The following is a 14663-nucleotide window of genomic DNA, read 5'->3' as shown; positions in this document are numbered from 1 at the left end:
CATCATCTCCTAAAATGGTCCATAATTTGTGAAGTGCGCAATAATTAAAAGAACAATCGCAATCGTTGTTTGAAGTACAAAGTAAGGTAGAACCCATTTAAACCATTTCGTAAATGGAATACCTGCAATTGCAAGACCTGCTAATAGTACACCACTTGTTGGAATAATCATATTTGAAATTCCGTCACCAAATTGGAAAGCTAGTACGGCTGTTTGTCTTGATACGCCGATTAAATCTGCAAGTGGTGCCATAATTGGCATCGTTAAAGCTGCCTGACCACTCCCTGATGGCACGAGGAAATTCAAACAGAGTTGTAAAATAAACATACCAATTGCATTAATAGATGCTGGTAAAATACTCACTAAATTAGAGATGTAATATAAAATCGTATCAATTAATCCACCACTCTGTGTAATAACTAAAATCGTTTGTGCAAAACCAATAATTAATGCGCCTTCTGTCATATCACGTGCACCAGATACAAATCCTGCGCCGATATCATTCACAGGCATTTGACACACCAGACTCATTAAAATTGCGCTTAATAAGAAGATGCCTCCGATTTCACTAATGTACCATTGATATTTAATTACACCGACAACAAGTGCCACAAAATTGAGTAATAAAATAAGTAGTGCGATTAAATGACGTGTACTCATTTTAAAATTCAAATCAATTTGAATCGCTTCTTTTGGATTGAACTTCCCGTAAATTCCTTTTGACGGATCTTTTCGAACTTTTTTCGCATGTCTAAAAATATAGAAAACCGTAAGTGCATAGAAAGCGATAAATGCAATAATTCGCAGCCACATACCCGAATAGATTGGTAACTCTGCAATTGACTGTGCCACGCCTACATTAAATGGATTCGTAATGCCTGACACAAAGCCCGTCGCAAGTGTACCGAGCATAACAATCGCAAAACCTGTAATGGCATCTAGACCAAGTGCCATTGTTAGTGGAATAATAATCGCAATATAAACGAGCGTATCTTCCGCTGAACCAATTAGTGTACCGAGTGATGCAAAAATCAGAACGAGTAATGGAATTAAAATATACTGCTTCTCTCCAAACTTCGCTGCCATCACACGAATGAACGAATCAATCGCACCCGTTTTTTGCATAATACCGAGTGCACCACCAAATAGGAAAACGAAGAGGATAATTTGCGCCCCTTCAACTAATCCAAGATGGACACTGGTAAACATTGAAAGAAAACTGACTGGTGTATTGTCTACAAATTGAAAGCTCTCTGGATTCACAATCGTTCTACCATCTTTTTCAACGCGTTCATATTGTCCAGCTGGTACAATATACGTCAAAATCGTCATTACAATAATAATTAAAAACATCAATACAAAAGCATTTAAGCCTTTTACTTTCGTGTCGTTCACATTCGGTTCTTCTGGCTCTGGTTGCTGTTTTTGTGGTTCCATCAATTGCTTATTTGTCATAAAATCCCCCATCCCCTTATGGAAAGTTTTTATAAATCTTCATTCACTTCAGGTACTTGAACTGCTTCTCTCTTTTGTCTTTTTAATTTAATTGAATAAAAGACGATACATAATAGTAAGAAACCAATTCCATACAATACACCTGCCCGTTGTGTTTCATCCCATAGTAAGAAGATGAGAATAGCACTACAGAATGTAATACAAAATAGCGGAATGAATGGATACCATTTCACACGATATTGTAAGTCTTCTAAACGTCCACCAGATTTTACATATTTTCGTCTAAACATAAACTGTGATAGTGCAATCCCCATCCATGAGATTGTAACGGAAATACCTGCAATCGACATAAGAAGTACAAATACCGCATCTGCCTTCATAACACTTGTTAATAGAGAAAGTAATGAAAAGACCATCGTGAATAATAGAGCATTAAGCGGAATGTTACGTTTACTTGTTTTACTGAAAATTTTCGGTGCCATATCTTCAAGTGACATCGCCCAAAGTAAACGTGTTGACGCATATAAACATGAATTCCCAACGGATAAAATCGCTGTTAAAATAATAAAATTCATAATATCTGCAGCATATGGAATCCCAACTAACTCAAGTAATGTTACGAACGGACTTTCTAATAATCCAAGCTCAGATGATGGGAAAATCGCTGATAAAATGACGATTGATGCAATATAAAAGACAATGATTCGAACTAAGATTGTGCGAATCGCTTTTGGAATCGTCTTTTGTGGATTTTCTGTCTCACCTGCTGCAATCCCAACCAATTCAGAACCTTGATACGAGAAAATAACATTCATCATCGTCACAAAGATAATAATGATGCCTGCTGGAAACAGTAAGGTCGGTTCTAAATTAGTCAAATGTGGTGCAACACGATCCGCCATTGGTACAATACCGAAAATAGCTGCTGCGCCAACGATGATGAAGAAGACAACAGCTAATACTTTAATGCCTGCAAACCAAAACTCTGCTTCTGCGAAACCTCTTGTTGAAAGAGCATTTAGCGAGAATAATAATACGATGAAAATCGCACACCAAATCCATGTTGGCATATCTGGAAACCAATGCTTCATCAAAATACCAGCAGCTGTAAACTCCACCCCTGCAGTTGCAGCTGACCCAACGAAGTACATCCATCCTAATGAGAATCCTGCTGTTGGATGAATAAACTTGGTCGCATATGTTTGGAATGAACCTGTCACTGGCATATGAACTGCCAGCTCCCCTAAACAAGTCATAACCATGTATAAAATAAAGCCTCCGATTAAATAACCGATAATCGCTCCACCAGGTCCTGCCTGATTAATCGTGTAACCAACATTTAAAAAGAGCCCTGTTCCAATAACGCCACCAAGTGATAGCATCATTAAGTGACGACTTTTCATCGTCCGATTTAATTGCGGTGTTGTGTCTTGTTTATGCATTGTAATCCGCTCCCCTTTGTTCTATGCGAATGAGGTTGTCCACCGCGCACTCACGCAGTGGACAACCTTTTTAAAATCGTAATGATAAACAGCTTAATCCCCCGTCTTGCTTTTGGAACTCGCTCATCGGTAACGCAATCACTTGGTAACCATTTTTCTCTAATTTTTCTTTTGTATTTGGATAACCATCTGGGATGATGACATAATCATTCATTAAGATGCAGTTCGCTGAATACTCGTCTTCTTTCGGAATAATGATTTTTTTATATTCATCGAATAATGAATTTTCTAAAAATTCACCTGCTAATACCATCGTATTATCACCTAAGTACGCAATTCCTGTTTTTAAATGGAAGAATTCTTTTAATGGTACGATATGCGCTGTATAGCCTTCTTTTTCTAAAATGGCTTGTAGTTGTTTCGCGCCTTCTTCATTCGTTCTCTCCGAAATACCAATATAGAATGTGTTGTCTGTTTGTAATACATCACCGCCATCTAAATAGCCTGGCGATTCAATTGTATAAATTTTGTCATAGAATGTTGATACAGCTGGACGGATCGCTTCAACTTCCCCATTACGACTGTCTGCACCTGGATTTGTAATGACCGCAAATTCTTTTGTTAAAACGGCTGTATCTTCTACGAATGTCGAATCTGGGAATTGCTCATCTGCTTCCAAATAAACTACTTCCACACCGCATTGTTTTAATGCACCAACATAGTTTTCGTGTTGTACTAATAGCTCATCATAGTTTGGAACACCTAAATCAGATGTTGTAAGACCTTCTACATAACTTTTACCTGGTTTTTTAACGATGACATGATTGAACATTTCCTTTTCCCCCTTTTATATACGAACGACTGGACATGTTAAGCAAGTTGGTCCACCCGTACCTTTTACAGTAATTTCATCACCTTTATATGTGTAAACTGTTGCACCTGCTTCTTTTAATCGCGCTGTTGTTACAGGATTTCCAGCAGGAATCATACAAACTCTCGGCGCTAATGCTAATACATTACAACCCAGTGCATCGTATTCATCATCTGGTACTTCCACAAGTGTAAAACCTTGTGCTAATAACCACTGTCTAAGTGCGACAGGCATTAAACGCGAATGAACGACAGCTAAATCTTTGTCGACGATACTAATGAAGGACATCAGGTGTAGGCATGCTTCTTCCCCTAGATCATGTGGTAATTGAATAACTTTGATTTCATCTACCATCGGTTCTAACATCTCTGTTAACTGGCGAATCGCTTCATCATTTGTACGATAGCCGCGACCAATTGCAACCGTTTTCTCATTTAACCAGACAATATCGCCGCCATCACATACTGCATCCCCCTGCAATTGACCGATAACCGGAATGTCATACTTTTCTAAAAATTCACGATACACTGTTGCTTCTGGCTGACGTAATGCTTTACCTGATTTTAAAATAATTGCGCCTTGCGGTGTAAATTTCACCGGATCATGCGCATAAATCGAATCTAAACCGACACGTTCATCTTGTTCTAAAAACAAAACTTCCCCTACATGCTGTTTTAAAAGCGTTAAAAAATTCTCATACTCTTTTAATGCCTCATCGTAGGTTGGTTCAGATAAATAAAAATATTTCATCCAATTCTCTCGTAGATGTTCTTGACTAATAAAAGCATCTTTCGGATGTTTTACAATCACTTTTTCAAGTTTTTTGTACATTGTGTCTGTAAACAACTGCTACACCCCTTTTATTTTTTCACTAGACGGAAAACAATTCCGTTATATGAAAAATTTATATTCCAAATATAATCGCCATACTTTATAATGTCAATAGATGTATTTTATTATTTTTTAAAAGGAGTGTTTCATATGCAAGCCATTGATCGCATGATGATGATCACAAAGGCCATCTCTGAACACAACCAGACAGGCGTTACCATCAGCCAATTAACAGAACATACCGAACTCGCACTTGCTACATTACATCGCATTTTACACTCACTTGTGGAACATCGTCTTATTCAATTCGATGCAACAACGAAGCGTTACACATTAGGTGATGCATGGATGCAATACGGATTACAAGTATATGATCAATTTGATTATGTATCGAAAATTCGTCCGATTTTAGATGACTTAGCCGAGCTCACACAAGAAAGTGTGTATATGCATAAACCAATGGAAGACGAATCAATGATTGTTGAGCGTTTGGATAGTCCGAATAGTCGTATACATATTGTTGATCGACTTGGTTTACGAACTGCTATGCCAGAAGGTGCTGCTAACCATATCATTTTGGCGCATCGTATTATTTTAGAGAAAAAAGAAAATGTATTTAATGTGGATACTTCATTTTTACAGAAAATCATTGTAGATGGATTTGTTTTAATGGACGATGCACAAAAAGAGACAGTCTCTTTTGCGACACCGATTGTTACGAAGAATCAAGAGTTGTTACATGTGATTAGTTTAAGTGTTCTAGCTTTTTCACTAACAGAAGAACGAACTGAATGGCTGACTAAACAATTACTCGAAACACGAAAGTTAGTCGAAGAAACTTTATATTTTATGTAAAAAGAAAGAGACTTGGAAATACATCCAGTCTCTTTTCTGTTTATAGGCATAGAAAAAAGCTCATAAGTAGTCATACTACTTACGAGCTTAATATGGGTCGGGACGGAATCGAACCGCCGACACTTAGAGCTTCAATCTAATGCTCTACCAACTGAGCTACCGACCCTTCATGGAGGAGATAGAGGGATTCGAACCCCCGCGCGGTTTGACCCGCCTGTCGGTTTTCAAGACCGATCCCTTCAGCCAGACTTGGGTATATCTCCGTTTTGGAGCGGAAGACGAGGTTCGAACTCGCGACCCCCACCTTGGCAAGGTGGTGTTCTACCACTGAACTACTTCCGCAAAATATAAAATTAAAAATGGAGGAGGTAGAGGGATTCGAACCCCCGCGCGGTTTGACCCGCCTGTCGGTTTTCAAGACCGATCCCTTCAGCCAGACTTGGGTATACCTCCGTTTTTGGAGCGGAAGACGAGGTTCGAACTCGCGACCCCCACCTTGGCAAGGTGGTGTTCTACCACTGAACTACTTCCGCAAAAACGTATAAAATTGAAAATGGAGGAGATAGAGGGATTCGAACCCCCGCGCGGTTTGACCCGCCTGTCGGTTTTCAAGACCGATCCCTTCAGCCAGACTTGGGTATATCTCCATTTTGGAGCGGAAGACGAGGTTCGAACTCGCGACCCCCACCTTGGCAAGGTGGTGTTCTACCACTGAACTACTTCCGCATCTCTTACTGACAAAAAATATATTATCATAGAATATCGAATATGGTCAACTATTTTTTTAAAATATTTTTTAAAATAAAAATAAGATGCAGGAATTGTTTATAAAACAACCCCTACATCACTACTTTACTATTCTGCTGGTGCTTTGAAAGAGCGTGTCGCAAGCTCTGCATCTAACATGAAAATAGCATTTGCATCGTTTTGGATACGTGCAATCTTTGTGATTAATGTATCAAATGTTGATTCTTCTTCAATTTGTTCATCAATGAACCATTTTAAGAATGCCATTGTCGCATGTTCACGTTCATCTAATGCGATATCTGCTAATTCGTAGATACGGCGTGTCACTTCTTTTTCGTGTTTTAATGCTGTTTCAAAAGCATCTAATAGCGATGTGAAATCATTTTTAACACTTGGGAATTCGCTAATTGTAACGCGTTGACCTAGGTCACTTAGGAAATTATAAAATTTCATCGCATGGAAACGCTCTTCTTCTGCTTGTACTAAAAAGAAATTTGCAAATCCATCATAATCTTGATCTGTGCAATAAGCTGCCATTGCTAAATACGCATGTGCTGAATAAAATTCAAAGTTTAATTGATCATTTAATGCTGCATGAAGTTTTTCTGAAATCATAAAAAACCCTCCTAATGGTTGATTTGTTTATTTTACCATATAACGACTATTTTACCCATTTATACGTTTGTACTTTTTCTCTCTATTCCCTTACACTAATGAAAGAACAAGGAGTTGATTCACATGAATTATGTGACACTATCAGTGAAAGCAGCCAATCAATGGCCTGATAGTATTTGTGCAATTGAATTAATAAGAATAGAAGAAAATGCAATCGTTGATTCTTTTAGTACATATGTCCAAACGCTACAAACGTTTGACCCTTTTTATACAAGTATCCATGGAATTGAAGCAAATGATGTACAATTAGCTCCTACATTTGAATCACTGATTCCCATACTTGAACGATGGCTTCAACATCAAACTGTCATCTCTTATTTCGCACCGTACGATCACCTCTGCTTACAAGAAAGTTTTGAGGCTTGCGGAAAATTAATGCCGCTCTTTACACATAAAAATTTATTGAGCGATATGAAAGCGCAGTGGCCTACCCTTTCTTCCTATACCCTCTATGATGTTCATGTAAAAGTACAGACGAAAGAGGCACTAAATGATGCAGAACGCATTGTACAAATTGCGCAGGCTCTCGAAAACAAACAAGCTCTCACGCACCTTGAAACAGTTGCAACCAAATCTCTTGTTCAAAAAACAGTCGTTTTCACAGGCGCTTTAGAACAAATGACAAGATCAGAAGCTGCTAGAAAAGTCATGCAAGCAGGTGGATTCTTTAGTAATACGATGACAAAAAAAGTGGATGTACTCGTTGTGAGTGAACGAAGCCAACAACAGTATGACGGCACACAAAAACAAAGTTCCAAATGGACAAAAGCCATTCACTTACAACAACAAGGATTCCCCATTCAGATTATCTCGGAAAAAGAATTTTTCACATGGCTTTGAGAAATTAAGGACTTCATTTGACTTAGTTTGTGTGAAATCGAACATTCGACTGGCGAAACGGGACATTCGATGAAGTTGTTGGGTCACTCGCTACTCGATTCGGGACATTCACTCGTCAAAAGAGGACATTCGAGCGCGAAAACGGTTCACTCGTCCACTCAAACGGGTCATTCACCAAATAAAAAAAGTTCGAGCAACGTTTTCACGTGCGTCTCGAACTTTTTTCTTGTATATATTTTTTATAAACGAGCGTTAAATTATCAACGGTTGTTGTGCCGCCTCTTTTTAATGAAACTTTATATGCAATATGAAAATCGATTTTTTCATTGCTTGTATAACCTGTTTTCACACATGTATATTGACCATATCGTTTTTGATTTTCTTCAAAAACGCGATAGACGATTTTACGCCAAATGGCATGATGCTGTCGTTCCAATTGGTTGAGTGGTGTGTCTCGAAAGGCTTCTTCATCTAAGCTTTGTTGGGTATGTTCTAATAAAATAAGCTCGGTTTGAATACATTTTTTATAGTATAAAAATTGATCATCGAAAAAAATACGCAAGAATGGATGCTGCTCCCAATTTTCAAGAACATACTGCTGCTGTTCTCTGTAGCTCATGTTTTGTTTCATAATTTTTTTAGCTAAATCCGTCACATTAATTTGTTGTCGCTCTTTAAATACTAGTAGTTTCGGACATTCACCTGTTACTAAATAGTAATGGATGAGCGTGACAAGGTCCCAAATATCATACATCGGACTTAATTGGTCTTGAATGAAAAATTGCATTTCTAATTCTTCAGCATACGCACGTAATGCGCGGCGTTCTAAATTTGCATGTAGCCCCTGCTGTACACAATACGTAGGTAAAAATCGAAACATCGCTTCGTAGTCTTCTACATCACTTTCATAAACTAAAATATTTTCTGAAATCGCGCGCTCTTCATGGATATAACGTAATGAATAAATACCTTTTGGCACACTTTGCTCAAATGTTCGTTCTTCAATTGGCGCTTGATCTTGTAGTCTCTGCGCCACTTGTTCCACCATTTTTGCTGAAATCATTTGTGTCATTTGAAGTGGTAGCTGCTCAGATGGAATCGGCTCTAAATTTTCGCCAGCCAGTAATACGCGCGGATTAGACCATGCAATTTTCTCAGCCCATTCATCAATAAAACTAACAATATACGCTTCTTTTGTTCCACCTGCTGCAACACCTCGTAACGCTCTTCCAACCATCTGTGTCATCAGAATTGCAGATACAGTAGGACGTGTTAAAAAGACAGTCTGAACATCTGGAAAATCTGCTCCTTCTGTTAAAATCGCCACATTAATTAAAACAGGAAATACGTTTTCTCTAAATGCTTGAATGGTCTGTTGGTTTTCTATGGATGTTTCATGATTTGAAATGACGACACGTGCATCTATACCATATTGTTTAAAAACTTGTGCAAGAGTTAAAGCATGCAATCGATTCATCGCAAATAGAATGGTTTTACCATATTGTTTTTGACGCTGAACATATTGTTGTACAATCATGTGATTTCGTGGTTGATTCGCTACAAGTTGCTGCATAATTAATTCAGGTAGTTGATCTAGTTGTTGAAGCGTTCGCCACTGTTCTTCGTTCAATACTGTTTGAACTACCACATCTGTTTGCAATGAATGAAAATGTGGTGCTGCTAAAATACCATTGGCAATTAAATGTTTCAAATCTTTTTTGTAAAAAATACCATCTGTAAATAAAGCACGTAATGCACCTTGTTCACTTTCGGCTGTTCGAAATGGTGTCGCTGTAAGCCCAAGTAGATACATGCGAGCACCTTGACGTTCTATATGTGAGAGTAATGTTTTATATGTTGTAGAGGTCGCATGATGTGCCTCATCGACTACGACATAGACCTCTTGTTCGTCGGCTAACCAACTACTTAAAATTGCTTCATGATGTACTAAACTATCTTTACTCGCAATGAGTAATTGTTCATCTTGAATTAAACGAGCTGAATCATGTACACCCGACACTATTCGATAGGTTATATCGCACTGTGCGTATTGACAAAATGTCGCATAGGCTTGATTTAATAATTCATGGCGATGCGCAAGCCACAATACCTTTTTCCCTCTCACTAATGCTGCTTCCCATAGCCAGCGAACCGCAGTCGTCGTTTTCCCTCCACCTGTTGGTAGTACAACAAGTCCTTTAAAAGAAGTCTTTTTTCGCATTTGATGTAAACGGTGAATAGCTTCTGCCTGAAAAGCATATGGAAGTGGTGGTGTGTGCTGCGCTTTTCGAATCATCTGTACTTGTTTTTCTATGTAAAAATGAAGTGAATCATCTGGAGAAATGGCTGACCAACTCTCTACTTCTTCTGGTAAACGTAATGTCAACTTAGAAGAACGAATTGCCTGTTCTACTTCTTCCACTCGCTTTTTCGAACGTGTTTGGTAGCCGAGCTTTTTCATAAATGTACGGCATTTAATGGAGACACGCTGCTGTTGATTATTCATCGCGCGCATCGTTAAATCATTTAATAATTCTTCTACTTGCATATACGCCAACCTTTCCGAATATTTGTTCTTATATTATATCAAAGGAAAACAACAAATACAGGGCTTATCTTTAAATTTTTGGGGAATTACTCTATATGAAGGGAGTTTTCATCATGAAAAAAGATAAAGATATTTTACCAGACGAACCGATTTTAAAAGAAAATCCACAACGCGTATATGATAAAGATACGGAACTATATGATACAGTGCTAGATGACGTCGTAAGTGACGACGATTCGGAAGATAATGTAGAAGCGGAATACGAAGGCGTTAGTGAAGATGTACTCAATGATAACCCACCGCTCTAAAAAACTGCCTGCAGCACTGATTGCTCAGGCAGTTTTTCTTTTCTCTAATTAATGAAGCGATAAAGGAGATTTTAGATGAAAATTGCGATCATTGGCGCTACAGGAAAAGGTTTAACTGTTGCAGCCTATTTACAAAAAATTTATCCAGACGTGACAATTCTCGATGTGCCGATGGAACCGCTTGAGCAAATTCAGTCACGTGGAGTTACGATTTACTCAAGTACAACTTTTCTTACAAATTTCGTTGTGAAACCAATTGAAGCATGTGCCTCTGATTATGATTTCGTATTTTTATTTGCTCATCCCTTTTATAATAAAAATATTTTACCTATTCTAAAGTCTACGCTACAGCAAAGGTGCTTTATCGTATCATTTCAAGAAAATCTTTCGGATTGGGAGTTAATTCAATCGTTTCAAAACTTTCCAGTCCTTTCAGCTGTTTGTAAATTTGAAACTTATGTCAAACAGCATCACCAAGTTGTCGTCACTTCACCGCACACTTCTCTCAACCAAGTTGCTTTTGACTTATATGATAGTCATCCATCTTACTTTTATTACGCAGAAGAAGTAAAAAGTGTATTAGACACCATAGGCTGTACACAAATTGTACGTACTGCTTTTGATATTAAATGGACACAAGCTATCTTCTCTGGAGCAATCGACCGATTAGCCAGTGCTTTAAATTGTTTATATGGCGATATTTTACATCATCCTATTGCTTTACAATCCTCCATTCATTTAGTAGATGAAATTGTACGGATAGCTAAAAAATACAACATTACGTTAGCAAAGACATCCGAACTGGATTATGCCGCATTAATAATTGATTCTGATACCAAAAAAACCGAAATGATGCTAATTATTGAAAAGTTATTACTTCCCTATCAAAAAATACCTTCCAATCAAGATGCTTATTTGATTGATGAATTATTAGAAGTAGCTACTTTAGTCGATCAGCCGACCCCTTATTTAGAGACACTTGCTCATTGTTTACATGAAAAAAATGAAGAAGATTTTCATAGGAATATCGCTTGTTTTCAACCACTGGTAACAGGGACACTGTGGCGACAAGAATAAAAAAAGAGTGAAATCAGATAGGGGTAACCCTAATGATTCCACTCTTTTTTATTAAACTGTTTTTGCTTTTTTCTTTAATAGTCCAATCATCATTGCAGATACAACTGCACCAATAATGATACTTGTTACATATAACAACATTTGGCCGACACCATTTTCAACGAGTGGAATAACGAAAATCCCACCATGTGGTACAGGTAATCCAATATTAAATGCCATCGATAAACCACCTGTAATCGCTGCACCGACAACGAACGATGGAATCATACGTAGTGGGTCACTCGCTGCGAAAGGAATCGCACCTTCTGATATGAAACAAGCACCTAAAATATAACTTGTTTTACCTGTTTCACGTTCCGCTTTTGTAAATTTATTTTTAAAGATTGTTGTTGCTAAAGCGACGCCAAGTGGCGGAACCATACCACCAGCCATTACAGCTGCCATAATTTCATAGTTCCCTGCCTCAAGCATAGCAATACCAAATGTATAGGCTGCCTTATTAAGTGGACCACCCAAGTCAAATGCCATCATCGCACCTAAAACCATTCCTAAAATAATCGCGTTTGAACCATTCAACGAATTAAGCAATGACGAGAATGCGGTATATAATTTCGTTAATTGTGGATTTAGTAACATCATAACAATACCGGATATCGCTATACCAAACACTGGATATAGCAAAATTGGCTTTAATCCATCAAAAGATTTCGGTAATTTTTTGAATACAATTTTCAAGCCTTCTACTACATAACCAGCTAAGAAACCTGCGATCAAACCACCTAAGAAACCTGAGTTGGCTCCTTCGCTATTTTGAACTGTGATAGCAAGTAAACCTGCTACCATACCTGGTGCAAAACCTGGCCTGTCTGCAATACTCATTGCGATAAATCCTGCTAATACGGGAACGATTAAATAGAAGGCATTATCGCCACCAATAGTTTTTAGCATATAGGCGAATTGGTTAAATTGTGAGCTATCTTTATCTGCAGAATTAACACCCCAGAAGAAAGATAAAGCAATTAAAATACCACCACCGACAACGAATGGCAACATGTTCGATACACCATTCATTAAGTGTTTATAAATTTGAGATCCAATTCCTTTTTTCTCATCGCCGTCTTGTTCATCTGTTGATTTTCCTGAGTCAGAATGGAAGATAGAAGCATTTCCTTCTACTGCACGCTCTAATAATTGATCTGTTTCATAAATCGCTTTTGAAACAGGTACTTGAATTACTTTTTTACCGTCAAAACGAGCCATCTCGACTTTTGTATCCGCTGCTACAATAATCGCATCTGCTTCTTCAATTTCAGCTTTTGTAAGTACATTTTGTGCACCACTTGAACCGTTTGTTTCAACTTTAATGTCGATTCCTTTTTCTTTTGCGACATTTTCTAATTTTTCAGCTGCCATATAGGTATGCGCAATACCTGTTGGACAAGCTGTTACAGCAAGAATTTTAACCTTCTTCCCTGTTGTTTGTTGTTCACTTGAAGTAGTAGTCGCTTGCTTGGGCTTTTCTTCATTTGTTTCTTTTTCTTCAATAATCGATAAAACTTCTTCCTTCGTTTTCGCTTCACGTAGACGAGTTGTAAAGTTAGAATCCATTAAAAACCCTGCTAAGCGAGATAATGCTTCTAAATGAAATTGTCCTGCACCGTCTGTCGCTGCAATCATAAAGAATAAGTCCGCATTTTTACCATCTAACGAAGCATAATCCACACCTTTTTCACTACGCCCAAAAGCAATTGTCGGAGTTTTTACAGCGGCTGTTTTCGCATGTGGAATCGCAATACCATCACCAACACCAGTTGTACTTTCTTCTTCACGCTTTAAAATTGCGGCTAAAAAGTCATCTCGATTATTTAGCCTTCCTGCATGATCGAGTACATCTGCTAATTCTGCAAGTACCTCTCCTTTTGTGCCACCTGACAGCGATAATTGTATCGTATCGAGAGGCATCAATTCTGTAATTTTCATGTGTTTCACCTCTTAAATTGTTTGAATTTCGACTTGTGGAACGAGTTTTTCTACTTCTTCTTTATGGCATAAATCTTCTTTAAAAGCTGTAGCACTACCTGAAGCAACGCCGTAACGGAATGCATCTTGTAAACTTTGCTGTTGTGCTAATTGAGCAACCATACCTGCCACAAGTGAATCGCCAGCTCCTACTGTATTGACAACTTGTCCTTTAGGAGCTTTTGCCAGAAATTGTGTGTCACTACTCACACATACTGCACCTTCACCACCAAGCGATACAATTACAAGTGATACATCTTGTTCTGTTAATTTTTTTGCATGTGCTACAGCTTGTTCCAATGTGTCGATTGTATCTCCTACTAATTCACCTAACTCGTGCTGATTCGGTTTAATAAAGTACGGTTGATATTGTAAAAGTTGTTTTAAGCGTGGTCCTGACGTATCGAGTACCCACTTTGCACCGGTTAATGCACAACTTTTTTGAAGTTGTTCAAAGAAGCCATTTGTCACTGTTTCTGGAATACTTCCTGATACTACAACCCAATCATCTTCTTTTGCGTGTAATTGTAGAAAATGTAGTAGTTGCTCTATTTCTTGACTTTGCAGTGTGGGTGCTGGGCCATTCAGTTCCGTCTCTTGCTGTGATTTAATTTTGACATTAATCCGCGTTACACTATCTACTTGAATGAATGCAGAAGGTACTTGTTCTCTTTGTAAAAACTGTTGAATATAATCACCTGTAAAGCCTCCGACAAAACCGAGTGCTGTAGCGTCTACTTCCATTCGTTTGAGTACACGTGAAATATTAATGCCTTTACCACCAGGGTAATAACTTACTTCTTTTGCACGGTTTAACGTATTCGCTTGAAAATCATCTACATATGGAATGTAGTCAATTGACGGTGCAAATGTAACAGTATAAATCATCGAATCCCCCCTCCATCTCTTTTTTAATACTCTAATCTATAACCTTTTACCCGATTGGATTCGGGATTAAAACGCTATTTGGTTATAACTGCTATACCTTTACCCTT

At 38.0% G+C, this 14663-nt stretch carries 12 protein-coding genes and 7 tRNA genes; 4 read left to right on the top strand and 15 right to left on the bottom strand.

Going from position 1 to position 14663, the window contains the following annotated elements:
- Positions 1–9: 9 nt before the first annotated feature.
- The 4 genes from ACKVQX_RS07160 to ACKVQX_RS07145 all read right to left on the bottom strand — a co-directional run bounded on the left by ACKVQX_RS07160 (position 10) and on the right by ACKVQX_RS07145 (position 4599).
- Positions 10–1437: a YfcC family protein gene (locus ACKVQX_RS07160; protein ID WP_409136205.1), complete on the bottom strand. Its 1428-nt coding sequence runs from the start codon at positions 1435–1437 to the stop codon at positions 10–12.
- A 47-nt stretch (positions 1438–1484) separates the two neighbouring features.
- Entirely contained in the window at positions 1485–2897 is a 1413-nt protein-coding gene (locus ACKVQX_RS07155; RefSeq protein WP_068453870.1) for an amino acid permease, read from the bottom strand.
- Positions 2898–2967: 70 nt separating this feature from the next.
- Positions 2968–3729, bottom strand: coding sequence for a dimethylarginine dimethylaminohydrolase family protein (locus tag ACKVQX_RS07150; RefSeq protein WP_409136148.1), 762 nt, complete (start codon positions 3727–3729; stop codon positions 2968–2970).
- A 15-nt stretch (positions 3730–3744) separates the two neighbouring features.
- The gene (locus ACKVQX_RS07145; RefSeq protein ID WP_082701566.1) at positions 3745–4599 is read right to left on the bottom strand and encodes a dimethylarginine dimethylaminohydrolase family protein; all 855 of its coding nucleotides are present in this window, start codon (positions 4597–4599) and stop codon (positions 3745–3747) included.
- A 150-nt stretch (positions 4600–4749) separates the two neighbouring features.
- On the opposite strand from ACKVQX_RS07145, the gene ACKVQX_RS07140 reads away from it, so the two are divergent.
- The gene (locus ACKVQX_RS07140) at positions 4750–5454 is read left to right on the top strand and encodes an IclR family transcriptional regulator (protein WP_068453875.1); all 705 of its coding nucleotides are present in this window, start codon (positions 4750–4752) and stop codon (positions 5452–5454) included.
- Between the two features lie 93 nt (positions 5455–5547).
- Here ACKVQX_RS07140 and ACKVQX_RS07135 read toward each other — a convergent pair.
- The 8 genes from ACKVQX_RS07135 to ACKVQX_RS07100 all read right to left on the bottom strand — a co-directional run bounded on the left by ACKVQX_RS07135 (position 5548) and on the right by ACKVQX_RS07100 (position 6816).
- Positions 5548–5620: transfer RNA gene (locus tag ACKVQX_RS07135), tRNA-Phe, on the bottom strand.
- Positions 5621–5624: 4 nt separating this feature from the next.
- Positions 5625–5717: transfer RNA gene (locus ACKVQX_RS07130), tRNA-Ser, on the bottom strand.
- Between the two features lie 4 nt (positions 5718–5721).
- Positions 5722–5796 (bottom strand) — tRNA-Gly (locus ACKVQX_RS07125).
- Positions 5797–5814: 18 nt separating this feature from the next.
- A tRNA-Ser gene (locus tag ACKVQX_RS07120) sits at positions 5815–5907 on the bottom strand.
- A 5-nt stretch (positions 5908–5912) separates the two neighbouring features.
- Positions 5913–5987, bottom strand: a tRNA-Gly gene (locus ACKVQX_RS07115).
- Between the two features lie 21 nt (positions 5988–6008).
- A tRNA-Ser gene (locus ACKVQX_RS07110) sits at positions 6009–6101 on the bottom strand.
- A gap of 4 nt (positions 6102–6105) precedes the next feature.
- Positions 6106–6180: transfer RNA gene (locus ACKVQX_RS07105), tRNA-Gly, on the bottom strand.
- A 129-nt stretch (positions 6181–6309) separates the two neighbouring features.
- A complete protein-coding gene (locus ACKVQX_RS07100; RefSeq protein WP_068453876.1) occupies positions 6310–6816 on the bottom strand; it encodes a ferritin in 507 nt (168 codons plus the stop codon).
- Between the two features lie 123 nt (positions 6817–6939).
- Between ACKVQX_RS07100 and ACKVQX_RS07095 the strand changes: the two genes are divergently transcribed.
- Complete coding sequence (locus ACKVQX_RS07095; protein ID WP_068453878.1) at positions 6940–7716, top strand: exonuclease domain-containing protein; 777 nt, start codon at positions 6940–6942, stop codon at positions 7714–7716.
- A gap of 202 nt (positions 7717–7918) precedes the next feature.
- Here the strand turns inward: ACKVQX_RS07095 and ACKVQX_RS07090 are convergent, their stop codons facing one another.
- The gene (locus ACKVQX_RS07090) at positions 7919–10264 is read right to left on the bottom strand and encodes a DEAD/DEAH box helicase (RefSeq protein WP_068453880.1); all 2346 of its coding nucleotides are present in this window, start codon (positions 10262–10264) and stop codon (positions 7919–7921) included.
- 113 nt (positions 10265–10377) lie between these two features.
- Here ACKVQX_RS07090 and ACKVQX_RS07085 point away from each other — a divergent pair, with 113 nt between their 5' ends.
- The gene (locus ACKVQX_RS07085) at positions 10378–10572 is read left to right on the top strand and encodes a hypothetical protein (RefSeq protein ID WP_068453883.1); all 195 of its coding nucleotides are present in this window, start codon (positions 10378–10380) and stop codon (positions 10570–10572) included.
- Between the two features lie 75 nt (positions 10573–10647).
- Positions 10648–11649 (top strand): ketopantoate reductase family protein, encoded by a 1002-nt coding sequence (locus tag ACKVQX_RS07080; RefSeq protein ID WP_409136147.1) that lies wholly within the window; start codon positions 10648–10650, stop codon positions 11647–11649.
- 51 nt (positions 11650–11700) lie between these two features.
- Here ACKVQX_RS07080 and ACKVQX_RS07075 read toward each other — a convergent pair whose 3' ends face one another.
- Entirely contained in the window at positions 11701–13629 is a 1929-nt protein-coding gene (locus ACKVQX_RS07075; protein ID WP_087680536.1) for a PTS fructose transporter subunit IIABC, read from the bottom strand.
- A 12-nt stretch (positions 13630–13641) separates the two neighbouring features.
- Positions 13642–14556: a 1-phosphofructokinase gene (gene pfkB, locus ACKVQX_RS07070; RefSeq protein ID WP_409136146.1), complete on the bottom strand. Its 915-nt coding sequence runs from the start codon at positions 14554–14556 to the stop codon at positions 13642–13644.
- Positions 14557–14663 lie beyond the last annotated feature (107 nt).

Source organism: Kurthia sp. ISK08 (assembly GCF_046159805.1).
In the GTDB taxonomy this organism is placed as follows: domain Bacteria; phylum Bacillota; class Bacilli; order Bacillales_A; family Planococcaceae; genus Kurthia; species Kurthia gibsonii.
The sequence above is the reverse complement of the archived record's forward strand: the minus strand, read 5'-3'. Positions and strand labels throughout refer to the sequence as shown.

Coding starts and splice junctions, on each gene's coding strand:
- ACKVQX_RS07160 (WP_409136205.1), bottom strand. CDS start 1,437: ATGGAACCACAAAAACAGCAACCAGAGCCAGAAGAACCGAATGTGAAC.
- ACKVQX_RS07155 (WP_068453870.1), bottom strand. CDS start 2,897: ATGCATAAACAAGACACAACACCGCAATTAAATCGGACGATGAAAAGT.
- ACKVQX_RS07150 (WP_409136148.1), bottom strand. CDS start 3,729: ATGTTCAATCATGTCATCGTTAAAAAACCAGGTAAAAGTTATGTAGAA.
- ACKVQX_RS07145 (WP_082701566.1), bottom strand. CDS start 4,599: ATGTACAAAAAACTTGAAAAAGTGATTGTAAAACATCCGAAAGATGCT.
- ACKVQX_RS07140 (WP_068453875.1), top strand. CDS start 4,750: ATGCAAGCCATTGATCGCATGATGATGATCACAAAGGCCATCTCTGAA.
- ACKVQX_RS07100 (WP_068453876.1), bottom strand. CDS start 6,816: ATGATTTCAGAAAAACTTCATGCAGCATTAAATGATCAATTAAACTTT.
- ACKVQX_RS07095 (WP_068453878.1), top strand. CDS start 6,940: ATGAATTATGTGACACTATCAGTGAAAGCAGCCAATCAATGGCCTGAT.
- ACKVQX_RS07090 (WP_068453880.1), bottom strand. CDS start 10,264: ATGCAAGTAGAAGAATTATTAAATGATTTAACGATGCGCGCGATGAAT.
- ACKVQX_RS07085 (WP_068453883.1), top strand. CDS start 10,378: ATGAAAAAAGATAAAGATATTTTACCAGACGAACCGATTTTAAAAGAA.
- ACKVQX_RS07080 (WP_409136147.1), top strand. CDS start 10,648: ATGAAAATTGCGATCATTGGCGCTACAGGAAAAGGTTTAACTGTTGCA.
- ACKVQX_RS07075 (WP_087680536.1), bottom strand. CDS start 13,629: ATGAAAATTACAGAATTGATGCCTCTCGATACGATACAATTATCGCTG.
- pfkB (WP_409136146.1), bottom strand. CDS start 14,556: ATGATTTATACTGTTACATTTGCACCGTCAATTGACTACATTCCATAT.